The organism is Mesorhizobium sp. P2_F7 (assembly GCF_056403695.1).
The window spans coordinates 827,832-849,553 of sequence record NZ_JBFUFA010000001.1 but is presented as its reverse complement, the minus strand read 5'-3'; the positions used below and the strand labels follow the sequence as shown (position 1 = coordinate 849,553).

Below are 21,722 nucleotides of genomic sequence, written 5' to 3'. Positions count from 1 at the left end.
ATCCCATCGAATGCCGTGGACCGCGCGCCGCGGGCGGGAGGATTATTTCTTTTTCAGCAGCTCGTTGGCGTAGGCTTCGAGCTCGTCGAGGCCGCCCTTGACGTCGGTGCGTGTGCCGGTGACCAGCTCTTCCAGGATGATGCCCCAGCGGTCGCCCAGATCCGGCCAGCGCGGATCCTGCCAGAAGTTGACCGCCGTCACCTTGCCGGTCTCGGCAAGCGCCTGGCCGAGATCGGCGCCGTAAATGTCGGCGAACTCCTTGCTGGACAGGATGCTGGTGCGGTTGAGCTCGCCGAACTGGTGCGCGTCGAGCCGGCGCTTCTCGTTCTCCTTCGATGTCGCCCAGGCGATGAACAGGCCGGCGCATTTCTTCGAGGCGTCATCCGCGTTGGCCTTGGCGGCAATGGCGAGCCCATGACCATAACCCCCGCCGGTCAGCGGCGACGGCGGCGGCAGGAACCCGATCTTGCCGACCACTTGCGACGTCTTCGGGTCGACCGCCATACCCGACAGCGGCGTCGATTCGACGAGGATGGCGACCTGGCCCGACAGGAACGCGCCGGTCGATTCATCCCAGCTGCCGGTCTGCGTGCCGGGCGCGGAGTCCTTGAACAGCTTCAGGTAGGTCTCGGTCGCCTTGACGGCAGCCTCGGAATTGAAAGCCGGCTTGTCGCCATCGAACCATTTGCCGCCATAGGCTTTGAAAAATGGCATCCAGCGCCAGACGTTGGCGCCCGAGCCACGCGCGCCGCGCAGTGCAATGCCGTACATGCCCTTGTCCGGGTCGGTCAGCTTCGGCACATCGGCGATCAGTTCGTCCAGCGTCTTCGGCGGCTGGATGCCGGCGGCTTCCAGCACGTCCTTGCGATAGACCATTAGGTCGCCGCCGCCGGTCAGCGGCGCAAACCAGACCTTGCCGTCATAGGTGGCGACCTTCTGGCGGCCTGGATCGAAATCGGCATAGTCATAGTCAGCCGGATAATAATCGACCAGCGGCACGATCCATTTCGACGATGCGAACAAAGCGACATTGGCTTCGTCGACATAGTAGACGTTGTAGTTGCCGACGGTGGATGCATCGGCGCGCGATTTCGCCCGGCGGTCGTTCTCGTTGAGATAGTCGATCTGGAAGCCGGCGCCGGCAAGCTTTTCGAACTCGGCCTTGGAGTCCTCCAGCAGCGTCAGGCCGTCGCGCGGCTGCGCCAGCACTTTGACCGGTGCCGAGCAGACCGGCGCCGCCAGCGCCATGGTTGAGAGGGTGGTGGTGAGCATGAAAGCTGCGCTTAAGCTCGCAGCGAGCCGAATTGGTTTCATTGATTTTCTCCTCCAGGAACAGTCGCAGGAAGCGGAAGTCCTCGGCTGCGCGATCCTCGCCATCGCCCGAGCGACATGCCACCCATCGCCAAAATGAGGAGTTGCTAAAGGCCGCGCTAGAAGCCCCGTTGCAGCAGACCTGTACTTTTATGCATTGTGCGCTGCAAAACCGGCTGCATGGAGACGGTGTCCGTCAGATGAGTACCGATGGGTCGGGAAAGGGCGGGTTCAGGCGCGCATCGTCAGCCGCTGCCGTGACAGCTTGCGGTAGGAGGACGGCGTCATCCTGTGCTTGCGCAGGAAGGCGCGGTTGAAGTTGGAGATGTTCATATATCCGACCTGGAAGCAGATGTCGGTGATCGGAATATCGGTGTCCGCCAGCAGCTTGCACGCCTGCCAGAGCCGGAGCTTGGCGATGTGGTCGCTGAAGGAGTTGCCGGTGTTTTTCTGGAAGAAGCGCGAAAACGTGCTCTCGCTCATCCCGGCCAGTTCCGCCACTTTCGGCAGCTTCAGATCCTCGGCGAAATGCTGGAACAGATAGGTCAGCGTGCGCTGGATGATGTCCAGCGAGGTGGCGTCGAGGGCCGGCGAGAAATCCGGTGACGACAACAATTCGTATTCGTCGGTCCTGGCCAGCAGATCCACCAGTTCGAGGAACAGGCAGAGCCGGACGAGCCCGTGCACCGTGCCCATCCGCTCCATCAGCGCACCGCCTTCAAGCGCGGTTTGGCCGTGAAAGACGATGCCGCGCAGTGACCGCTCCAGGAACGGCTCCAGCTCGCGCAGTTCCGGCAACAACCCGGCCGACCCGCGCAGCCGTTCGGGATCGAACTGCAGAACGATGTCACGGCCTTCGATCAGCTCGCCCGGCTGCACCGCCGTTACCCAGTCATGCGGCAGCCCGCCGCCGACGATGGCTAGGTAGCCCGGCCCGAATTCGCCGATGTGATCGCCGACCAGCACGACACCGGAAGACTTCCTCAGGAGATGGATTTCGTATTCCGGATGGAAATTCCAGACATTGCGCTCCCAGGGATAGTCGTCGAGCCGCCATAGAAAACTGTCGCTCGCCTCGGTGACGATGTGCTCGAAAGCAGGCACCGTGCGCGGGATCGCGGCCGTATTCTTTCTGCGCCTGAATGCCATCGTCTGCTCTCCGGGCGAAATCCGGATCCGGTCCGGTCTCGGCTCGTTCCTAGCAGTCTGTCGCCGGCAAGTGAACGATCTCTGCCTTCACGACGTCAGCGCCGGCTCTCGATGATCTCGATGAAGCGGGCGAACAGCCCGGCCTGTGATTTGATGCCGAGCTTGCGATGGATGTTTCGGCGGTGAACCTTCACGGTTCCCGGCACGATGCGCATGGCTCTCGCGATCGATTCGGTGGAATGCCCCTGCAGCACCAGGTCGACGACATGCTTTTCGCGCGGTGTCAGCGACAGGCTTTCCCAGATATGTGCGCGGTCGAATTCGTTGACCGCTGCGATCGTCTCGTCCTGCTCCGCTTCGTCCGGCTCGTCGGCCGCAAGAGCAGGCCAGCGCAGCCTGGCGAAGCTGATGACCGCCGGTGCCATGTCGCGTAGCAGCCGGGCATCTGCGGTGCCGAAAGGCCCTGAAGCGCGCAGTCGCATCAGCGACAGCACCAGCGCGTCCTTCCCCCGCAGCGGCACGAAGAAGCCGACCTCCTCGGCCAGTTTGGTCTGGCTGTAGTAGGAGCGAAAATATTCGCTGGCGTAGAAGCGGTCCGGCGCCAGCTCGCGCATGCGCCAGAACCCTTCCTTGCGCTCGACAGCCGCGTGGTGGAACGGGTCGAGCAGATAAGGCCCTTCCTGATAGAGCGTGACGAAGACATGGCTCTCGGCCGGCGAGAAGGTTTCGAACAGCAGCGGAGGTCGCGCCGCACCGCGATAGCCGAAGATCACGCAGTGGTCGAAGCTGACATGCTGCCTCAGCCAATTGACCATCGCGCTGCCGAACAGGTCGCCGCTGGTCTCTCGGGTCGCCGCGACAAGGGCAGCAAGCTGGGCGTATTCGTCGCTGCGCGACACACTCAATCTATACCCCCTTAAACGAGAAAATAGATCAGATATACCACCTGCGAGGTATATACTAGCCGCCGTTGGCTCTGATAGCGTCGTGAAATAGCCCTGTTGCTGGAGCCCGCACTTTGACCGCAGTGCCCGACATCGAGTTTCGCGGCGTCACCAAGCGCTATGGCGCGGTGACCGCGGTCACCGGCATCGATCTCGCCGTTCCGCCCTCCGCCTTTGTCGCCCTGCTCGGCCCGTCAGGCTGCGGCAAGACCACATGCCTGCGCATGATCGGCGGCTTCGAGCAGCCGAGCGAAGGCAAGGTGCTCATCCGCGGCCAGGACATGGCCGGTACGCCGCCCTATCGCCGGCCGGTCAACATGGTGTTCCAGCAATACGCGCTGTTTCCGCATCTCGATGTGGAAGCCAATGTTTCCTACGGGCTGCGCCAGGCACGGCCACGCCTTGCGTCGCAGGAGATCGGCCGGCGCGCCGGCGAGGCGCTCGAAATGGTGCGGCTCGCCGGCTATGGCAGCCGCAAGATCCACGAACTCTCAGGCGGCCAGCAGCAGCGTGTCGCGCTGGCGCGCGCGCTGGTCAACAAGCCGGCGGTGCTGCTGCTCGACGAACCCCTGGCGGCGCTCGACAAGAAACTGCGCACCGACATGCAGATCGAATTGCAGAACCTTCAGCGCGAGATCGGCATCACCTTCGTGCTGGTCACCCACGACCAGGAAGAAGCGCTGTCGATGAGCGATTTCGTCTGCGTCATGAACGGCGGCCGTATGGTCCAGCTGGGGCAGCCGAGCGAAATCTATGATGAGCCGGCCGACCTGTTCGTCGCCGATTTCGTCGGCAAGACCAACCTGCTGAGCGGCAAGGTTGCCGGACACACAGGCGATCTGGTCAACGTGGCGCTCGCCGACGGCACCGTCATTGCTGCGCGCAAGCGAACCGCCTTGCAGAAGGGCGAGACCGTGTCGGTCAGCCTGCGTCCTGAGTCTCTCAGCCTCGGCGCCACGGACGGCAGCCCGTTCAAGGGCATCGTGCGCAACCGGATTTTTCTGGGCTCGACCGCGGAATACGCCATCGAGGTCCAGGGCATCGGAACGCTGCTGGCCAAGGCCGACCATTTGATCGGCCATGGCAATCTCTTCAAGCTGGGTGAACCCGTCGCCATCGGCTTTGCCTCCGGGACGCCGCTGGCGTTTCCGGAGAACAAGAACAACGGGACCAACCAGAGGGTAGCAAAAAATGTCGAAATCATATCGTGACGGACTGCCGATAAGCCCTGAGAACTTCGTCGACCAACTGATGCGTTTGAAGCGCGGCTCGATCGGCCGCCGCGACTTCCTAGGCCTCACCGGCCTAGGCATCGCAACCGCGGTGATGGCGCGCGAGATCGGCATCATGCCGACGCAGGCCTTCGCCGCGGAAAACCTTGGCGACCGCATGTCGATCGCCACCTGGCCGAACTATCACGACCCGCAGACCTTCGAAAACTTCAAGAAGGACACCGGCGTCGCCGTTGAGGTCAACGTGTTCGGCTCCAATGAGGAAATGCTGGCCAAGCTGCAGGCCGGCGCGTCCGGCTGGAGCCTGTTCGTGCCCACCAACTACACGATCTCGACCTACAAGAAACTCGGCATCATCGATCCGCTCGATATGGCGAAGCTGCCGAATTTCGATGGCACGCAGGAAGACCCACGCTTCACCTCGGAAGGCACGATCGACGGCACGACCTATGCGGTGCCGAAGAACTGGGGCACCACCGGTTTTGCCGTCAACACCAAGAAGCTGACCAAGCCGATGACGAGCTGGAAGGAGTTCTGGGACGTCGCCATGGCTGAGGGCGATGGCCGCACCATGGTGCACGACTACCAACTGACCACCATCGGCAACGCGCTGAAATATTACGGCTATTCCTTCAACTCGCTGAAGCAGGACGAACTTGCCAAGGCCGAGGAACTGCTGCTGAAGGTCAAGCCGCATCTGTTCGCGGTCTCGTCGGACTATCAGCCTGGAATGCGGGCGGGCGACGCCTGGATGACCATGTGCTGGACGAATGACGGCGCGCAGCTGCATCGCGATATCCCGGAGATCGCCTATGTGCTGGGCAAGGAGGGCGGCGAGATCTGGACCGACTTCTACGCCATCCCGAAGGACGCGCCGAACAAGCCTGCCGGCTATGCCTTGCTCAACTATCTGATGACCCCTGAGGTCGCGGTGAAGGAGCACCTCGCCAACGGTGCGCCCTCGACCGATGCACGGGTCAACAAGCTGCTGCCCAAGGAAGTGCTCGACAATCCGATCCTCTATCCGGCGGCGGACCTGTTGACCCCCTTGGAATTCGGCGCGGCGGCGACACTGACCGATCCTGGCCGGGCCGAACTGATGGCGCGCTTCAAGTCGGCTTGAAGCCGGCCTGAATGAGACAAGCAACCGGCGGGCAGATGTCCGCCGGCATCGGGGCGGTTCAATGCACGGCAACAGATTTCGGCATAATATCCTGACAGCGCTGCTGCTCGCTCCGGCCACAGCGTGGCTGGTGGTATTCCTGGTCTTGCCGTTCATCGCCATTGCCGTGTTCAGCGTCGGCGAGCGGGCGCCGGAGGGTGGCTACCAGGCCGCCTTCACGCTGGCGCAATACGCCAACCTCCCGGCGCGGGCGACCGCCTTCTGGAACACGATGATGCTGGCGCCGGTGGGTGCGCTTGCCTGTCTGCTCGTTGCCTACCCGGTCGCCTATTACCTTGCCCTCAAGGCACCGCAGCGCTGGCGGCTGATCCTGCTTGCGCTCGTCGTCATTCCGTTCTGGACCAGCCTTTTGATGCGGACCTATGCCTGGATGTACATTCTGGGCGGGCGCGGCATCCCGGCGCTGCTGGCGTTTGTCGGCATCGAGGATGTCAGGCTGATCAACACGCCGGGCGCCGTGCTGCTCGGCATCGTCTATGGCTATCTGCCGCTGATGATCCTGCCGATCTATGTCAGCCTCGAACGGCTCGACCGGCGATTGCTGGAAGCCTCCGCCGATCTCGGCGCGACGCCGCTTTCGACGTTTCTGGGCGTGACGCTGAAGCTTTCGCTGCCCGGCGTGATGACCGGCTTCTCGCTGGTGATGATCCTGCTGCTTGGCGAATACCTGATCCCGACGCTGCTTGGCGGCGGCAAGGTGTTCTTCATCGGCAACGCGCTGGTCGACCTGTTCCTGCAGTCGCGCAACTGGCCGTTCGGATCGGCCATCGCCATCACGCTGGTCGCGGTTTCGGTGGTGGTGCTGATTGCGGCGAACCGCATATCGACGCGGGTGTCGGGCGCTCGCAAGGTGGATCTGATCTGATGCGCGCCTTCGTCACCGCCGTCTTTGCCTTCCTCTATCTGCCGATCGCGCTGGTCGTGCTGTTCTCCTTCAATGCCGGCCGGCATGCCAGCGAGTTCACCGGCTTTTCGGTGCAGTGGTACGGCACGGCGCTGTCGAACCCGTTCCTGGTCGAGGCGCTGAAGAACAGCCTGTTCATCGCCACCACCAGCGCGCTTCTGGCGGCGGTGTGCGGCACGGCGGCCGCGCTCGGCCTGGCACGGGTCGGTGTCAGAACCCGCGCCGTCTTCGACGCGCTGATGGGCGCCGCGATCGTCGTTCCCGGCGTCGTCATCGGCATCTCGACGCTGGTCGCGCTCGTCCAGCTGTTTGGCGTGCTCAACCCGTTCCTCGCCTCGATCTGGCCTGACGACCAACCGCCGCGCCTGTCCCTCGGCTATGGTTCGATCATCGCTGCGCATGGTCTGTTCTCTATGGCATTGGTGACGATGATCGTCGGCACGCGTCTCGCCAGCCTCGACCGCAACCTGGTCGAGGCCTCGAGCGATCTCTACGCCACGCCGCTGACCACCTTCCGCTCGATCGTCCTGCCGCAGATCATGCCGGCTGTGGTCGCCGGCTTCCTGCTCGCCTTCACCTTCTCCTTCGACGATTTCATCGTCGCCTTCTTTGTCGCCGGCGCGCAGACGACGCTGCCGATCTACGTCTTCGCCTCGATCCGGCGCGGGGTGACGCCGGAAATCAACGCCATTGCGACGATCGTGCTCGTCGCCTCGGTCATGCTCGTGGTGCTTGCCCAATGGCAGCTGCGCCAGCGCAAGCCGGCAAACTGAAAGCCGAGATCATGATCCTCAAGGACCGCATCGCCGTGGTAACGGGCGCCGGCTCCGGCATCGGTCGCGCCGGCGCCATGATCATGGCCAGGGAGGGTGCGGTCGTGGTCATCGCCGACCGGGATCAGGCCAGCGGCGAGGCGACGGCGGCAGACATCCGGGCAGTGGGCGGGCAGGCGGAGGCGATCGCGACCGATGTCGCGGACGACACAGCCGTCGGGCAACTCATTGCTGGCACGCTCGACAAGCACGGGCGGATCGACATCTTGCACAATCATGCCGGCATCCAGGTCGGCGGCACGCTGACCGAGGTCGAAGTCGGCGGCATGGATGCCTCCTGGCGGGTCAATGTGCGGGCGCAGTTCCTGGCGGCGCGGATCGTCATGCCGTCGATGATCGCGCAAGGCGGTGGCGTCATCCTCAACACGGCCTCGAATTCCGGCGTGTTCTACGACCGCGAGATGATCGCCTACGCCACCTCCAAACATGCAGTTGTGGCGATGACCAGGCAGATGTCGCTCGACTATGCCCGCCACAATGTCCGCATCAACGCCCTCTGCCCGGGCTGGGTCGACACGCCCTTCAACGAACCGTTCATCGCCCAGATGGGCGGACGCGAGGCGATCGAGACCTATGTCCGCACCAAGATCCCGATGGGGCGCTGGGCGAGCGCCGAGGAGATCGCCGAAGCGATCCTGTTCCTCGTCTCCGACCGCTCATCCTTCATGACCGGCCAGGCCTTGGTGATCGACGGTGGCGAGAGCATCGGCTGATTTAAGAACAGTCGGATCGGAAGGGTTTCGCGCCTCTGGCTCAATCGCTGCCCGCCCGTCCTCCCTTGCCTTAATGTCGCATTTCGTCCAATAGAACGACGCAAACGCCGCGAAACCGAAGGTTTTGCCGTTTGGAAGTGCGGCTTCCGGCCTCGTTGCCGACGCGCCGCAATCGGAAAGAGCAGGACAATGTCTGCGATCGAAGCCGGCGCTCGTGCGTCGGAAAATCTTTGGCGTCAGGAAATCAGGGCGACATTGGCGCTGGCCTGGCCGATGGTGCTGACCAATCTCGGCCAGACCGCGATGACCGCCACCGACGTCATGATGATGGGGCGTCTGGGCGCGGACACGCTGGCCAGCGGCGCGCTCGGCGCCAACCTCTATTTCATGCCGCTGATCTTCGGCCTCGGCCTGATGCTGGCGACCTCGCCGATGATGGCGACCGAGCTCGGCCGCCGCCGCTATTCGGTGCGCGACCTACGCCGCACCGTGCGCCAGGGCCTGTGGCTGGCGATCCTGATCTCGATCCCGATCTGGATCGTGCTGTGGCATGGCGAAGCCATTCTGCTGGCCATGGGACAGGAGCCGGTTCTGGCCCATCAAGCCGGTATCTATCTGCGTTGGCTCGAATGGGCGGTGCTGCCCTTCTACGGCTACATCGTCCTGCGCTCCTTCATCTCGGCGATGGAGCGCCCCGGCTGGGCGCTGGTCATCGTCTTCGTTGCCGTCGCCTGCAACGTGCTCTTCAACTGGGTTTTCATGTTCGGAAATCTCGGTGTTCCGGCAATGGGCATCGCCGGCTCCGGCCTGGCCACAACGCTGTCGAGCATGCTGATGTTCGTTGGCATGGCTGCTGTCGTGATGCTGGAAAAGAAGTTCCGCCGCTACCGGTTGTTCGGCCGCTTCTGGCGCGCCGACTGGCCGCGCTTCAAGGGTTTGCTCAGGCTCGGCCTGCCGATCGCCGGCATCCTCGCTTTCGAGGTGACGATCTTCAATGCGGCGGCCCTGCTGATGGGCCTGATCGATGCGGATTCGCTGGCCGCGCACGCCATCGCCATCCAGATCGCCTCGATCTCCTTCATGGTGCCGCTCGGCCTCAACCAGGCGGTGACGGTGCGCGTCGGCCTGGCGCATGGCGCCGGCAATCCGGAAGGCGTTTCGCGCGCCGGCTGGACCTCTTTCGTCATCGGCGTCTCGTTCATGGCGCTGATGGGGCTGGTGATGGTGTTGTGGCCGCATCTGCTGATCAGCGCCTTCATCGATATCACCGATCCGGTCAATGCCAGGGTGATCGCGCTTGCCGTATCGTTCCTGGCCTTTGCAGCGCTGTTCCAGATCTTCGACGGCGCACAAGCAGTTGCCGCCGGCATGCTGCGCGGTCTGCACGACACCAAGGTGCCGATGATCTATGCCGCGATCGGCTATTGGGGCATCGGCCTGCCGCTCGGCGTGCTGCTCGCCTTCCATTTCGGCCTGCACGGCGTCGGCATCTGGATCGGCCTGGCGTCGGGTCTGGCGGTGGTGGCGATGCTGCTCCTGGCGCGCTGGCTGCGGCGCGACCGCCTGGCGCCGGCCCTGTCCTTCGGACATTGAACTAGACTCGCGCCGCCGTTGAGGTGCTGTCAATCAACGTCGGCGGGGCACGGCTGTCCGCGAAGACGGAATTCAACGTACCCTGCCTCTGCGGCCCTTTGCGGCTGCAAAGGCGATGTCACCTTGGTTAGAGAACGAACAACTCGGTCACGGTCGTGTCTCCCGAGAGTACGCCGCGGCCGATTGCCATCATTCCTCGCCGGTTCAGGACGTCGAACTCGAACACCCCTCCCAAAACCTCTCGGGTAGTCGTTGCCGCAGGCGCTTCCTGCGCAGGAGTAGCAAGCGCCGCCCATGACATCTCCATCAGGATAGAGCCCGATATGACAACGGTTCTCTTTTCATGGTGGTTGCCTCATCTCAAAATAGATTGCGTTCGTGCTCTATAATTATTATAGATTACGAACGCAATCAAAAAGGAGATCGATGATGCGAGTTAGCCGCGTTCAAGCTGCGGAAAACCGCCAAGCCGTGATCAATGTGGCAAGCCGGCTTTTTCGTGAGCGAGGTTTTGACGGCATCGGCCTTAAGGATCTGATGAAGGGTGCCGGACTGACCCAAGGCGCCTTTTACAAGCAATTCGCGTCAAAGGACGACTTGGCGGCGCAGGCATCCAGGCGGGCGATGGAAAGCGCCAGCCACCGGTGGTCGGCCGCAACAGCAGCAAACCCTGAGAATCCGCTCGACGCAGTGATCTCGTTCTATCTCAGCATGGATCATCGCGAAGAAAAGATGGACGGCTGCCCGGTCGTTGCGCTCGGCTCGGATGCTGCCAGACAGGGCGCCGGCGTGAAGGCGTCATTCGAAGCCGGGATCAAGGAGTACCTTGAGATGCTCGCCGGTTGGGTTGGCGAAGCCGACGGCGACGAGGCCGGCGGCAAGGCCAAGGCCATTCTCTCGACAATGGTCGGCGCGGTGCTGCTCTCGCGGGTCGTCAACGACCCGGGCCTCGCGCAGGCTTTTCTGGATGCGGCGACCGATCAGGTTCGCGAAGCAGTCGCCGCTTGAACGGCGTTGGCAGCGCTGTCGGCGCACCCAATTGATAGGAGAATAGATGCGACGGATTGTGGTTACAGGCATGGGGGCGATCACGCCCCTTGCTGCCGATGTTGAAGCGTCCTGGTCGCGCCTGTTGGCCGGTCGTTCGGGCATCCGTAGGCTTCCGGACGATGTGGTGGGAGACCTGCCGGCGAAGATTGGCGGCGTGGTTCCCTCCCTCGAAGAAGATCCAGACGCTGGTTTCGATCCGGATGCCGTCCTGCCGCCGAAGGATCAGCGCAAGGTAGATCGGTTCATTCTGTTTGCGCTGGCGGCGGCGGAAGAGGCGCTTGTGCAGGCAAAATGGAAGCCGGGCTCGGAAACGGAGCGCCTGCGCACAGCAACGATCATCGCGTCCGGCATCGGCGGGTTCCCTGCCATCACCGAGGCGGTGCGCACGGTGGACACGCGCGGTGTCCGCCGCCTGTCGCCCTTTACGGTGCCGTCCTTTCTAGTGAACCTCGCAGCGGGCCACATCTCAATCCGCCATGGCTTCAAAGGGCCGCTCGGCGCGCCAGTGACGGCATGCGCGGCCGGCATCCAGGCGATCGGCGACGCGGCTCGTCTTATTCGCGCAAACGAAGCCGACATCGCAGTGTGCGGCGGGACGGAAGCATGCATGAATATCGTCAGCCTCGGTGGGTTTGCCGCGGCACGCTCTCTTTCGACCTCCTTTAATCACCGTCCTGATGAGGCCTCTCGACCGTTCGACAAGTCGCGCGACGGCTTCGTCATGGGCGAAGGAGCCGGCATGCTGGTCATCGAGGAATTGAGGCATGCGTTGGCGCGCGGCGCAAAACCGCTCGCCGAGCTCGTCGGCTACGGCACGACCGCGGATGCTCACCACGTCACTTCTGGTCCTGAGGACGGCGACGGTGCGCGCCGAGCCATGGAGATTGCAATTGCGCAAGCAGGGATTTCGCCGCGCGAGGTTCGTCATCTCAATGCGCATGCGACCTCCACGCCAGTAGGCGACCTGGGGGAGATCGAGGCAATCAAGGGCGTGTTCGGGCGCGATTACGCGATAGCTGTCAGCGCAACGAAATCGGCGACCGGACACCTGCTGGGCGCGGCCGGCGGGCTTGGTGCCATCTTCTCGATCCTAGCGATCAGAGACCAGGTGGCACCGCCAACACTCAATTTGAGCGTTTCCGATCCGGCCGCCGACGGCATCGACTTCGTCGCAAACGAGCCCCGGCCAATCGAGATGGAGTACGCGATCTGCAATGGCTTCGGCTTTGGAGGCGTGAATGCCAGCGCCTTGTTCAGGCGCTGGAACCACCCGGTGGCCTGACGCGACCGCCAGAGGCAGTCAGGACTGACGCCCTTCGCTCCGATCTTCCATGCTTCTCCGACTCGATCCAACACAAAGAAAGAAATGACTTCCATGAACAAGACCAATCCTGGCGTCGCCCTCGTCACCGGGGCATCCTCCGGTATCGGGCGCGCGACCGCCAACGCCCTACGGAACGCGGGCTTTCGCGTATTCGGAACCAGCCGTCGCACAGCCTCCAAACAATCCGACGGCGTTACCATGCTGACCTGCGACGTGACCGACGACGCGTCCGTTGCGAAAATGGTCGATGACGTTCTGGCCAAGGCCGGACGCATCGACCTGCTCATCAACAATGCCGGCATGGGTCTGTTTGGCGGCGCGGAGGAGTCCTCGATCGCCCAGGCCCAGGCGCTGTTCGACGTCAACGTCTTCGGCGTTTTCCGCGTGACCAACGCAGTGTTGCCGGCAATGCGGCGCCAAGGGAAGGGCAGAATCATTAATTTGAGTTCGGTACAGGGATTCATCCCCGCCCCCTATTTCGCGCTTTATGCGTCGACCAAACATGCCATCGAGGGCTATTCCGAATCGCTCGATCACGAATTGCGCCCGTTCGGCATTCGCGTTTCGTTAGTCGAGCCCGCCTATACCCGTACGTCATTCGAGGACAATCTCGCCTCCCCCGATCAGTTGCTTGATATCTATGACTCTGCGCGCGCTGGCATGACTACAACCGTGCGGAAAGCGATGGAAAAAGGCGATGCACCCGAAGTGGTAGCCGCGACCGTTTTGGCCGCTGCGATCGATCCCGCTCCGAAGAAACGCTATGCGGCGGGAAAAATGGCGCGCCAGGTCAGTCTCCTGCGGCGTTTCGTCCCCGCGTCCGCATTCGACAAAAGCCTGCGAAAGCAGCTCGGGCTGCCGGTCTGACGTCAGCATCCACGACATCTAACAATCTTAGGGCCCCAATCAGTTGCCGTCCGACGACATCGCACTGAGCAGCCTGCGCCGCCATGGAGACGGCGGCTTCGACTACAATTGCCTTGCCACCTTTCGGGCCAAGCCTCTCCCACAATCAAAGCTGATAAGGTAGATTGTTGCATCGGAAAGGGGCGATGCAATACTCATTTGGACAATTCGAACTTGATGAAGCTGCCCGCAAGCTGTCGCTAAGTGGCGTTGGGCAGAAGATCCAGCCGCTTGTCTTTGATTTGCTGGTGTATCTGGTACGCAACGCCGGCCGGGTCGTCCCCAAAGACGAACTGATGGACGCGCTTTGGCCCGATGTCATCGTGACGGAAGCATCGCTTCAGCGCGTGGTCAGCCTCACCCGAAAGGCGCTTGCAGCCGGCGGCCTGCAGGATGCGATACACAGCTACGTTCGCCACGGCTATCGCTTCGCCATCGATGAACCGGGACTGGGGTATGTCCGGCCTGCCTCGTTGCAAGGGGACGACGAGCTTGCTGAGGCCCGCAGGCTGGCAGCCCTGTGCGATTGGAGCGCGGCTGCAAAACTGTTCGCGCATTTGGCGGATAATGAAGCTCTCTCTCCCGCGGACGTCGATCTCTGGGCTCTGGTCGTCGAATGTGGCGGGCGGCCGACCGAGGCGATCCCGGTGCTCGCCCGCGCAGTGACGGCTCATGTCGAGGCCGGCGACCTGGCCCGCGCCGCGAGATCCGCTGTCACGCTGGCAAAGATCCAGGCCGAGCGCGGATCGGGCGCCGTTGCGGAGGGATGGCTGGAACGTGCTGCGTCGCTTCTGTCTCAGTCGCCGGACGATAGCACGCAAGCCTATCTGCTGTGGATGCGGTCGCGCCTGGCATCCTCGGGCGGACGTCCCGAACAAGCGCTGCAACTGGCGTCAGCCGCTTACGCGATTGCCGAAAATTGCGACGATCCCGGCCTGCGGGCTCTGACGTTGACATACAAGGGGTTTTTCAACCTCGCCCTCGGCAAGATCGAGGAGGGCAGCGAGCAGCAAAACCATGCGGCGGCGATCGCTCTGTCGAGCCAGGTCGACCCGATCACCGGCAGTCTGGTTTACTGCAACATCCTGTGGAGCTGCAGGACGTACGCCGATTGGCCCCGTGCCCGCCAGTGGAGCGAAGGTTTTGAAAGCTGGTGCACCGCAAGTTTTGCGCAGACCTCGGGCGCGTGCGACCTTCATCGTGCCGAAGTGGTCGCGGCGCAGCAGATATTGCCTGAAGCCCTGACCTGTATAAACGAAGCGCTTCCCAAACTCTCCGCGGAGGAATCCTGGTCGCTCGGCGAAGGCTTCCGTGTCCGCGGCGATATCTTCGCCATGATCGGCGACCTCATATCGGCGCGCGCCGACTACGACCAGGCTTATGCACTGGGTTGGGACGCGGAGCCGGGCAATGCTGTACTTTTGTTCGAAACAGGCGATCTGGACGGCGCGCTTGCCGCACTCGATCGGGCTCTGCAAGGGATGTCGTGGTTCCATCTGCAGCGGCGCGGAAACCTGCTGGTGAACGCAGCCTGCATTGCGGCGCGCGGCAGGCGCTCTGCCCAGGCGTCGATCTATCTCAACGAAATCGATGCACAGCCTGAACGCTGGCGGCAACCGGCAACGCAGGCTTTGATAGCCGAAACCAAGGCGGCGCTCTGCGAGCCAGGCGACCCGAACGGAAATCGGCTGCTGCTGTTGGCCCGGCAGCTCTGGACCAGCGCAGGCGTCGAGTATCACGCGGCAAGGGTTCGGCTGCAGCTCGCCAGTGCCTTGTTGCGGTCGGGCGACGTCAGCGGAGCGAAAGTGGAAATCACCGCGGCAGAGAGATCTGCCCGTCAGCTGGGATCACGGCGCCTGGAAGAGGAAGCCGCAACGCTTCGCCATGGCTTTTCGCGCGAGAGCCAGCCGCTTGTCGATGGCTCCATGCAAGAACTCAGCCTCTGATGCTGCCTGCCTCCTGATCAAGCTTGTCGGTGGTTGGCGGCGAAAAGATCAGCCGGAGATCAGGTCCCGGTAAGGACGATCAGTCCCCCTCGAAGGTAATTTTTCCCCAGCCAAGCAGACATGCCTGGCAATCAGCCGCGCCGGCGAAAGGCTGGCGCCAAATCGAAAGGGAAAGATCATGAACCTGTTTGTTATCCGCCGCCCGAGCGCATGGGCATCTCTGCAGGAACTCGAAGCCGCCGGCGCGAAATCGGCAAAGGTCGCCAAGGAACAGATGGCGGGCACGGTCAGCTGGATCCGCAGCTACGTCGTGCACGAGCCCGACGGGCGCATCGGTACCTTCTGCATCTACGAGGCCAAGGACGGCGAGGCCATCCGGGATCACGCCAAGCGCGTCGGCATGCCCGGTGAGGAATTCTACCCCGTCGCCGACACGGTCATCCTTCGCAACGATCCGATGACGGCGGCGGCCTGACGCCTCCAGTCGCTGCCTCGCCTGAACAAAGCGAGGCAGCGTCATTCAACCAGCAGACATGAACAGCACGGCGCCTGTGGCGGCATACCGCATTCCATGCGCTGCACTTCCCACGAACGGAGAAAGCAATGTTTCACTACCTGAAGCGCGTTTCGATCGGGCTGAGAGCACGCAGGGCCGAGAGGGCCTTGCAGGAACTGCCCGACCACATCCTGAAGGACATAGGCATTCGCCGCGGTGCGATCCCCTTTTCCGTCCGGGAACACTTCAAGGACCGTCTCGTCTGAGTGCCCGGCACTCAATTGGAACCAGGGACATGGACCTTCTGATAAACATGGCGAACATCTTGTATGTGATCGCCTACTTCACGCTGGACATTTTGCGGCTGAGGATTCTCACCACGGCGGCTGCAATCTGTCTTGCCGTGTATTTCTACAGCCAGCCGGCGCCGCTCATGAACGTCGTCGGCTGGAACGTTTTCTTTGTGCTCCTGAATCTGGTCCAGATCGGTCGCATTTTGAAATCTCGCTATGGTTGAGGCAAAGCTGCTGACCTGTTCTGCGCGAGCCTGACGTGTTCGCTTCGGTCAAAAGAAAGCTGAATCTAGGACGGTGTGAGGTGCGTTGCAGTTCGCGGGTCTACCTGGTCAGTGGACGTGGACCCGCTTTTGGTCAGACCTCAGTTGCCTCGATTGATTGGCACCGGGCGCTGCATGGTCGTGCCTGTGCGTTGGCACGCAGCTTGCTCGCAGCAAACTTTGCGCTGACCATGACGCCACAATCCGGTTGTTGCAGTATTGCAACGGGAATTGCTGTTAATCTCGGCCGAAAAATCAGGTTGCATGTTCAAAGGTTGACAGTTCGGCAATTGGCCCGGACTGATGTCTCCTGATGCATGTCGGTGTGGGGATGGACTGTTCATGAAACTGAACCTGATGGCCAGCGTGTCGACGTTAGCTCTGGCGCTCGGCTGGACCTCTGCACATGCGGCCGAGGCCGTAGAAATCCCTTCTGCCCAGGACCTTTGGTATGTCACGCTGTTCGGCGGCGCGAGCTTTCCAAGTGAGGTAAAGACCCACGCAGACTACTACAACAATGACTTTTCCATGGACTTCAAGACCGGCTTCATCGTCGGCGCGGCCGTTGGCAAACGGCTCAATGACGTATCCCGCGTCGAAGGTGAACTGTCCTACGCTCGTTACAAGGCGAGCACGTATTCCGAGGGTATTTTTTCCGGGTACCCGGCCTCGGGTAATTTGTCAGCTACCTATTTGCTCGCCAACGTCTGGGCCGACGTTGCTCATTTCGGGAAGGCGACGGTCTACGCTGGCGGCGGCCTCGGCGCCGCTTATGTAACTGCCGACACGCATTGGGACGGCCACTCGTATGGGTACGGGCCGGGCGGGTGGGGCTTCGCCGGTCAGTTGGGAGCCGGCGTCAACTACGCGCTGGCGCAGAATATCGACATCGACTTTGGCTACCGGTTCAAGGCTGTCTCCAGTGTCGACTTCGATTCCAGTCGCGAAGGCGATGCCGTTTTTTCAAACGGCAAGCTGAATTCCCAAAACCTTCAGCTTGGCGTGACGTTCAAATTCTGATTGGTTGCAAACTTGATCCGGCCGACTGTTGTCGGCTGTCCGGCAACCAGGAGTTAACGATCCCGTCGCCGCCGCTCCAGCAAACCGTGGCACCATAGCTATGGCCCAGAACTCACACCCCACCACGGGGAAATCTGCTCTGGAAACTTTACAGCGCGGTATCGACTTTCAACGGCGAAATCTCTTTCGCGAAGCAGAGTTCTGCTACCAGACTGTACTCCGCCAGCAACCCAACAATGCCATGGCGCTTAACCTGATGGGCACGCTGGCAATCGAAGCGCATCGAAACGATGTGGCCATTGGCTACATGAAACGAGCAGTCAAACTCGATCCCAACAGCGCTGTTTTCCGAAATAATCTTGGTAACGTCTATAATCTTGTCGGCAATGTCGATCTGGCGCGCAAGCATCTAAGAAAAGCGATCGATCTGGACGGCAGGCTGATCGAGGCTATGTGCAACCTTGGCCGATCCTATAGGGCTGAACTTGCGGGCGAGATTGCCGAGGGTTTCTACCGCAGGGCGCTGGAGGTCGACGGCCGGTCGCTCACTGCCCTTGTCGGCATGGGCGACCTCCTCACGGATATGGGCAGACAAGCCGAAGCGGTTGGATATTTTGAGCGTGCCATTGCCCTCGACCAGCGGAATGTCGAGGCACTGGCCGGTCTGGCGCTCGCACGACGGGCGATCAAGGGCGATCCCGCCCTGGCGTTGGTGCAGGCCCGCCTCGAGCTGCCGACGACCACCGATCGTGATCGGGTGATCCTCCACCATGCCGCAGGAAAGATGCTTAACGACCAACACGAGTATCTGCTTGCGATCCGCCATTTCACCAAGGCAAAGGCCATTTCCGGCAGCGACTTCGATATTGACCTGCACACGAGGCTTTACGACAGCTTCATCCACACTTTCGACGCTGGTTTTTTTGAAGCTCGTCAAGCATTTGGCAATCCGACCGACCGACCTGTCTTCATCGTTGGCATGCCGCGTTCGGGAACGACGCTGACCGAGCAGATATGCGCCAGCCATCGGGGTATCTATGGCGCCGGCGAACTGCCGATTATCCGTCTGTTGGCTGCAGAACTTGGGTTCGATCAGCTTGATCCTACGATCTTCACCAAGGCCATGGAGGCACTCACTCCGCAGAAAGCCAAAGACCTCGGTTCGAAATATCTCGGCTATCTCAAGAAGCGCAACGACAAAGCGATACGCGTCATCGACAAGATGCCGCATAATTTCGAACTATTGGCTTTCATCAGCCTTGTTTTGCCAAACGCGCGTGTCGTCCATTGCATGCGCGACCCGATGGACAATTGCACATCCTGCTTCATGCACAATTTTTCGGATGCGCATGGCTACAATGCCGACCTCGCCAAACTTGGCCAGTATTATCGGCAATATGATCGCCTGATGAATCATTGGGCAAAGGTCCTGCCAATTGCTATCCATGACATGCAATACGAACGAACCGTGGCTGATTTCGAAACCCAGGCTCGCGGATTGATCGCTTTCCTCGGTATGGAGTGGGACGCCGCCTGTCTGCAATTTCACCAGACTGAACGCACAGTCCGAACGCCGAGCCGCTGGCAGGTGCGCCAGCCGATCTATTCAACCTCTGTCGAGCGTTGGAAGCTATATGGCGATGCCCTTGACCCGTTGCGGGCCGCGCTGGGGCCGCTCGCCCAAGTCTGAGATCGCGTTGAACACGTCCGAGGCAGTGGCTGCTCACGCCATGGCGCTCGAGGCTAAATTGGCCATGCCTTCGCCACAGGAAACCAGCGGTTGGCGCATCGGGGCCGTAAAAGCCCCGATGCTCACGCTCTTACATGCATTCAGTTGCCCTCCGACGACATCGCGCCGAGCAGCCTGCGAATATCGCCGAACCTGGCGATCGAGCCGAACACCAGTGCCGCCACCGCAACGAAGAACACCGACACCGCGGCCATGGTCGGCGTGTAGCCATAGCGCAGGGCGTTGAAGATCTTGATCGGCAGCGTCTCGGTGGTGAAGCCGATCGTCATATAGGCGACGATGTATTCGTTGAGCGACAGCACGAAGGCGAAGGCATAGCCCGAGACGAGGTAGGGCAGGATCAGCGGCAACACCACCGTCTTCAGCACGGTGCGGTCGTCGGCGCCCATGGTGGCGGCAGCCTCGACCAGCGAGCGGTCGATCGAGGCAAAGCCCAGCGACAACGTCACCAGCGGTAGCGTCACGAAGAAGATGGCGTGGCTGATGATGGCGGTGAAGAACTGGCCGAACAGCCCGACCGTCGCCCAGAAGCTGAGAAAGCCGAGTGCGGTGATGACCGGCGGCAGGATGAAGGGCGCGAGCCCCAGAACCTGAAAAATGTTCGCCCATGGCGCGATGCGCCGCCACAGGAACCAGGCCAGCGGCAGCGCGACCGCGACGGCAATCGCCGCCGAACAGACGGCCAGCGTCACCGAATGGATCAGCGCCAGCCGCCATTCCGGGTCGGTGAAGATCTGGGCGTACCAGGCGACCGAGAAGCCGACCGGCGGGAAGCTGAGCTCCTGCCGCGAATTCACCGACACGCCGGCGACGACGATGAGCGGCGCGGCCAGGAACAAGGCGACGATGGTGAAATAGACACGGCGCAGCAAGGTCGCGGTCATAGGGCGTTCTCCCGGCGTCCGACGAGCAATGTCAGTCCGACCAGCGCCAACGAGATCAGCACCAGGAACACCGCCATCGCCGCGCCAAATGGCATGTTGGACTGATAGATCGCCTGGTCGGTGATCAGCACCGACAGCGTCCAGTGTTGCGGCCGCCCGAGGATTTGCGGCAGCAGATAGGAACCGAGCGCAAACACAAAGACCATGATCAGTGTGGCTACGATGGTGTTGCGCAGCGCCGGCGCGACAACGTTGAAGAAGGCGCGGATCGGCGAGGCGCCGAGCGTGCGCGCAGCCTCCAGCAAAGTCGGGTCGAGGCGCACCAGAGCGGGGTAGAGCACCAGGATGGTGTAAGGCAGCGCCTGGTAGACCATGCCGGTCAGCACCGCGCCGAAGGTCGGCAGCAGCGCCACCGGCTTGTCCATCAGCCCGATCGCCACGAACAGATTGGTGATGCCTGCGGTGCGCGAAAACAGCGTCGACCAAGCAAAGCCAATAATGACTTCCGACAGCGACAGCACCGACAAGAGGCCGACCAGCCACAGTGTCTGCACGCGGCGCGGCCGGCGGGTCAGGAGATAGGTGAACGGGAAGGCGATGCAGACGCAACAGACCGCGACCAGCACCGCCAACATCAGCGAGAAGCCGAGCACGCCGCCGAAGAACACCGACAGGAAGCGGGCGTAATTGTCGAACACGAAATCCGGCGTGTAGAAACCGGATGGATTGCGCTTGAAGAAGCTCACCGCGATCATCGTCGAGAACGGCACGACGAAGAAGACGATCAGCATCAGCGCCGGAAAGAACAGCGGCGTGTAGTCGGCTACCGACTTCGGAGCTTCGCGTCTCATGCGCCGAGCACCACGCAGCTGGCCGGCGGCAGCGTGACGCCGACCTTGGCGCCGACCGGCACGTCATGCCGTTCGCGCGGCGTCGTCACCGCGATGATGCTGGTGCCGCCGACATCGACGAAGGTCTCGATGGTGCCGCCGAGATCGCGCACGAAGCTCACTTCGCCGGTGATGGCCGAGCCGCCGGGGCTGCCGAGATGCACATCCTCGGGGCGGACCGAGACGGAGGCTTTGGTTTGCCCGGCCGGCATCGCCAGGCCCGGAATGGCAGTGCCCAGGATCGTGGTGCGGCCCCCGCTGTCGACTTCGGCCGGCAGCAGATTGGTGATGCCGATGAAGTCGGCGACGAAGGCGTCGGCTGGCTTGCGGTAGATCTCGATCGGCGGCGCCGCCTGCAAAATCTTGCCGTGACCCATGACGACGACGAGGTCGGCCATGGTCATGGCTTCACGCTGGTCGTGGGTAACGACGATGGTGGTGATGCCGAGCCGCTGCTGCAGCTGGCGCAGTTCCACCTGCATGGCCTCGCGCAGCTTGGCGTCCAGCGCCGACAGCGGTTCGTCGAGCAGGAACAGCTTCGGCGACAGCGCCAGCGCCCGGGCAATCGCCACGCGCTGGCGCTGGCCGCCCGACAGTTTCGCCACCGGCCGGTCGGCAAAGCCGGTCAGATGGATGAGATTCAGCAACTCGTCGACGCGCTTCTTCTGCTCCTCCTTCGAGGCGCCGCGAATGCGCAGCGCATAGGCGATGTTGTCGCCGACGGAGAGATGCGGAAACAGCGCCAGCGACTGGAACACCATGCCGAGATTGCGCTTGTGCGTCGGCAGCGGCGTGATGTCCTCGCCGTCGAGCACGATGGCGCCGCTGGTCGGCTCCTCCAGCCCGGCAATCATGCGCAGCAGCGTGGTCTTGCCGCAGCCCGATGGGCCGAGCAGGCACACGAACGTGCCGTGCGGCACGTTGAGCTGGACATTGTCGACAGCGGCGAAATTGCCGAATTTTTTGGTGATGCTGTTGATGTCTAGTCCGGGCATGCTCATCCCTCTCAGGCTGTGCGCTTCAAGGCCGCCGGAAGAA

21 protein-coding genes are annotated in these 21,722 nt (G+C 62.2%); 15 read left to right on the top strand and 6 right to left on the bottom strand.

Annotation, left to right across the window (positions count from 1 at the left end):
* Window positions 1-42: 42 nt before the first annotated feature.
* The 3 genes from AC1DZ8_RS03845 to AC1DZ8_RS03835 all read right to left on the bottom strand — a co-directional run bounded on the left by AC1DZ8_RS03845 (window position 43) and on the right by AC1DZ8_RS03835 (window position 3,359).
* The gene (locus tag AC1DZ8_RS03845) at window positions 43-1,314 is read right to left on the bottom strand and encodes an ABC transporter substrate-binding protein (RefSeq protein ID WP_477306053.1); all 1,272 of its coding nucleotides are present in this window, start codon (window positions 1,312-1,314) and stop codon (window positions 43-45) included.
* Window positions 1,315-1,542: 228 nt separating this feature from the next.
* On the bottom strand, window positions 1,543-2,460 hold the full coding sequence (locus AC1DZ8_RS03840) for an AraC family transcriptional regulator (RefSeq protein ID WP_477306051.1): 918 nt from the start codon (window positions 2,458-2,460) through the stop codon (window positions 1,543-1,545).
* 95 nt (window positions 2,461-2,555) lie between these two features.
* Entirely contained in the window at window positions 2,556-3,359 is an 804-nt protein-coding gene (locus tag AC1DZ8_RS03835; RefSeq protein WP_477306144.1) for a helix-turn-helix transcriptional regulator, read from the bottom strand.
* Between the two features lie 119 nt (window positions 3,360-3,478).
* Between AC1DZ8_RS03835 and AC1DZ8_RS03830 the strand changes: the two genes are divergently transcribed.
* From AC1DZ8_RS03830 to AC1DZ8_RS03760, 15 genes are all read left to right on the top strand, one after another.
* A complete protein-coding gene (locus tag AC1DZ8_RS03830) occupies window positions 3,479-4,615 on the top strand; it encodes an ABC transporter ATP-binding protein (RefSeq protein ID WP_477306049.1) in 1,137 nt (378 codons plus the stop codon).
* Entirely contained in the window at window positions 4,596-5,759 is a 1,164-nt protein-coding gene (locus AC1DZ8_RS03825; RefSeq protein WP_477306047.1) for an ABC transporter substrate-binding protein, read from the top strand. Before AC1DZ8_RS03830 ends, AC1DZ8_RS03825 begins: the two co-directional genes overlap by 20 nt.
* A gap of 61 nt (window positions 5,760-5,820) precedes the next feature.
* On the top strand, window positions 5,821-6,684 hold the full coding sequence (locus tag AC1DZ8_RS03820; RefSeq protein ID WP_477400323.1) for an ABC transporter permease: 864 nt from the start codon (window positions 5,821-5,823) through the stop codon (window positions 6,682-6,684).
* The gene (locus AC1DZ8_RS03815) at window positions 6,684-7,496 is read left to right on the top strand and encodes an ABC transporter permease (RefSeq protein ID WP_477306043.1); all 813 of its coding nucleotides are present in this window, start codon (window positions 6,684-6,686) and stop codon (window positions 7,494-7,496) included. The genes AC1DZ8_RS03820 and AC1DZ8_RS03815 overlap by 1 nt, the downstream gene beginning before the upstream one ends.
* 11 nt (window positions 7,497-7,507) lie before the next feature.
* Entirely contained in the window at window positions 7,508-8,269 is a 762-nt protein-coding gene (locus AC1DZ8_RS03810) for an SDR family NAD(P)-dependent oxidoreductase (protein ID WP_477306142.1), read from the top strand.
* Between the two features lie 189 nt (window positions 8,270-8,458).
* Window positions 8,459-9,862 carry an MATE family efflux transporter gene (locus tag AC1DZ8_RS03805; RefSeq protein ID WP_477306041.1) on the top strand — a complete coding sequence of 468 codons (1,404 nt, stop codon included), beginning with the start codon at window positions 8,459-8,461 and terminating at the stop codon, window positions 9,860-9,862.
* A gap of 429 nt (window positions 9,863-10,291) precedes the next feature.
* Window positions 10,292-10,870 carry a TetR/AcrR family transcriptional regulator gene (locus AC1DZ8_RS03800; protein ID WP_477306140.1) on the top strand — a complete coding sequence of 193 codons (579 nt, stop codon included), beginning with the start codon at window positions 10,292-10,294 and terminating at the stop codon, window positions 10,868-10,870.
* 46 nt (window positions 10,871-10,916) lie between these two features.
* Window positions 10,917-12,194 carry a beta-ketoacyl-ACP synthase II gene (fabF, locus tag AC1DZ8_RS03795; protein ID WP_477306039.1) on the top strand — a complete coding sequence of 426 codons (1,278 nt, stop codon included), beginning with the start codon at window positions 10,917-10,919 and terminating at the stop codon, window positions 12,192-12,194.
* A gap of 93 nt (window positions 12,195-12,287) precedes the next feature.
* The gene (locus AC1DZ8_RS03790) at window positions 12,288-13,103 is read left to right on the top strand and encodes an oxidoreductase (RefSeq protein ID WP_477306037.1); all 816 of its coding nucleotides are present in this window, start codon (window positions 12,288-12,290) and stop codon (window positions 13,101-13,103) included.
* 185 nt (window positions 13,104-13,288) lie between these two features.
* Window positions 13,289-15,088 (top strand): winged helix-turn-helix domain-containing protein, encoded by a 1,800-nt coding sequence (locus tag AC1DZ8_RS03785; RefSeq protein WP_477400322.1) that lies wholly within the window; start codon window positions 13,289-13,291, stop codon window positions 15,086-15,088.
* A 178-nt stretch (window positions 15,089-15,266) separates the two neighbouring features.
* Entirely contained in the window at window positions 15,267-15,563 is a 297-nt protein-coding gene (locus AC1DZ8_RS03780) for a nickel-binding protein (RefSeq protein ID WP_112560016.1), read from the top strand.
* Window positions 15,564-15,691: 128 nt separating this feature from the next.
* Complete coding sequence (locus AC1DZ8_RS03775) at window positions 15,692-15,850, top strand: DUF1127 domain-containing protein (protein ID WP_477306032.1); 159 nt, start codon at window positions 15,692-15,694, stop codon at window positions 15,848-15,850.
* Between the two features lie 29 nt (window positions 15,851-15,879).
* Window positions 15,880-16,101, top strand: a complete 222-nt coding sequence (locus tag AC1DZ8_RS03770; RefSeq protein WP_112560017.1) for a hypothetical protein — start codon at window positions 15,880-15,882, stop codon at window positions 16,099-16,101.
* Window positions 16,102-16,482: 381 nt separating this feature from the next.
* Window positions 16,483-17,160, top strand: a complete 678-nt coding sequence (locus AC1DZ8_RS03765; protein WP_477306030.1) for an outer membrane protein — start codon at window positions 16,483-16,485, stop codon at window positions 17,158-17,160.
* A gap of 100 nt (window positions 17,161-17,260) precedes the next feature.
* Window positions 17,261-18,850, top strand: coding sequence for a tetratricopeptide repeat-containing sulfotransferase family protein (locus AC1DZ8_RS03760; protein ID WP_477306028.1), 1,590 nt, complete (start codon window positions 17,261-17,263; stop codon window positions 18,848-18,850).
* 140 nt (window positions 18,851-18,990) lie between these two features.
* Here AC1DZ8_RS03760 and AC1DZ8_RS03755 read toward each other — a convergent pair whose 3' ends face one another.
* From AC1DZ8_RS03755 to AC1DZ8_RS03745, 3 genes are read right to left on the bottom strand one after another with little or no spacing between them, the layout of a single operon-like run.
* Window positions 18,991-19,794 carry an ABC transporter permease gene (locus tag AC1DZ8_RS03755; RefSeq protein WP_477306026.1) on the bottom strand — a complete coding sequence of 268 codons (804 nt, stop codon included), beginning with the start codon at window positions 19,792-19,794 and terminating at the stop codon, window positions 18,991-18,993.
* The gene (locus AC1DZ8_RS03750; protein WP_477306024.1) at window positions 19,791-20,645 is read right to left on the bottom strand and encodes an ABC transporter permease; all 855 of its coding nucleotides are present in this window, start codon (window positions 20,643-20,645) and stop codon (window positions 19,791-19,793) included. Before AC1DZ8_RS03750 ends, AC1DZ8_RS03755 begins: the two co-directional genes overlap by 4 nt.
* Window positions 20,642-21,679: an ABC transporter ATP-binding protein gene (locus AC1DZ8_RS03745; protein WP_477306022.1), complete on the bottom strand. Its 1,038-nt coding sequence runs from the start codon at window positions 21,677-21,679 to the stop codon at window positions 20,642-20,644. The genes AC1DZ8_RS03750 and AC1DZ8_RS03745 overlap by 4 nt, the downstream gene beginning before the upstream one ends.
* Window positions 21,680-21,722: the final 43 nt, after the last annotated feature.

What these genes read in the sequence shown, in the direction of transcription:
- AC1DZ8_RS03815 (WP_477306043.1), top strand. Translation starts at nt 6,684, where the DNA reads ATGCGCGCCTTCGTCACCGCCGTCTTTGCCTTCCTCTATCTGCCGATC.
- AC1DZ8_RS03785 (WP_477400322.1), top strand. Translation starts at nt 13,289, where the DNA reads ATGCAATACTCATTTGGACAATTCGAACTTGATGAAGCTGCCCGCAAG.
- AC1DZ8_RS03810 (WP_477306142.1), top strand. Translation starts at nt 7,508, where the DNA reads ATGATCCTCAAGGACCGCATCGCCGTGGTAACGGGCGCCGGCTCCGGC.
- AC1DZ8_RS03755 (WP_477306026.1), bottom strand. Translation starts at nt 19,794, where the DNA reads ATGACCGCGACCTTGCTGCGCCGTGTCTATTTCACCATCGTCGCCTTG.
- AC1DZ8_RS03765 (WP_477306030.1), top strand. Translation starts at nt 16,483, where the DNA reads ATGAAACTGAACCTGATGGCCAGCGTGTCGACGTTAGCTCTGGCGCTC.
- AC1DZ8_RS03775 (WP_477306032.1), top strand. Translation starts at nt 15,692, where the DNA reads ATGTTTCACTACCTGAAGCGCGTTTCGATCGGGCTGAGAGCACGCAGG.
- AC1DZ8_RS03805 (WP_477306041.1), top strand. Translation starts at nt 8,459, where the DNA reads ATGTCTGCGATCGAAGCCGGCGCTCGTGCGTCGGAAAATCTTTGGCGT.
- AC1DZ8_RS03745 (WP_477306022.1), bottom strand. Translation starts at nt 21,679, where the DNA reads ATGCCCGGACTAGACATCAACAGCATCACCAAAAAATTCGGCAATTTC.
- AC1DZ8_RS03840 (WP_477306051.1), bottom strand. Translation starts at nt 2,460, where the DNA reads ATGGCATTCAGGCGCAGAAAGAATACGGCCGCGATCCCGCGCACGGTG.
- AC1DZ8_RS03820 (WP_477400323.1), top strand. Translation starts at nt 5,821, where the DNA reads ATGCACGGCAACAGATTTCGGCATAATATCCTGACAGCGCTGCTGCTC.
- AC1DZ8_RS03845 (WP_477306053.1), bottom strand. Translation starts at nt 1,314, where the DNA reads ATGAAACCAATTCGGCTCGCTGCGAGCTTAAGCGCAGCTTTCATGCTC.
- AC1DZ8_RS03760 (WP_477306028.1), top strand. Translation starts at nt 17,261, where the DNA reads ATGGCCCAGAACTCACACCCCACCACGGGGAAATCTGCTCTGGAAACT.
- fabF (WP_477306039.1), top strand. Translation starts at nt 10,917, where the DNA reads ATGCGACGGATTGTGGTTACAGGCATGGGGGCGATCACGCCCCTTGCT.
- AC1DZ8_RS03800 (WP_477306140.1), top strand. Translation starts at nt 10,292, where the DNA reads ATGCGAGTTAGCCGCGTTCAAGCTGCGGAAAACCGCCAAGCCGTGATC.
- AC1DZ8_RS03825 (WP_477306047.1), top strand. Translation starts at nt 4,596, where the DNA reads ATGTCGAAATCATATCGTGACGGACTGCCGATAAGCCCTGAGAACTTC.
- AC1DZ8_RS03780 (WP_112560016.1), top strand. Translation starts at nt 15,267, where the DNA reads ATGAACCTGTTTGTTATCCGCCGCCCGAGCGCATGGGCATCTCTGCAG.
- AC1DZ8_RS03750 (WP_477306024.1), bottom strand. Translation starts at nt 20,645, where the DNA reads ATGAGACGCGAAGCTCCGAAGTCGGTAGCCGACTACACGCCGCTGTTC.
- AC1DZ8_RS03790 (WP_477306037.1), top strand. Translation starts at nt 12,288, where the DNA reads ATGAACAAGACCAATCCTGGCGTCGCCCTCGTCACCGGGGCATCCTCC.
- AC1DZ8_RS03770 (WP_112560017.1), top strand. Translation starts at nt 15,880, where the DNA reads ATGGACCTTCTGATAAACATGGCGAACATCTTGTATGTGATCGCCTAC.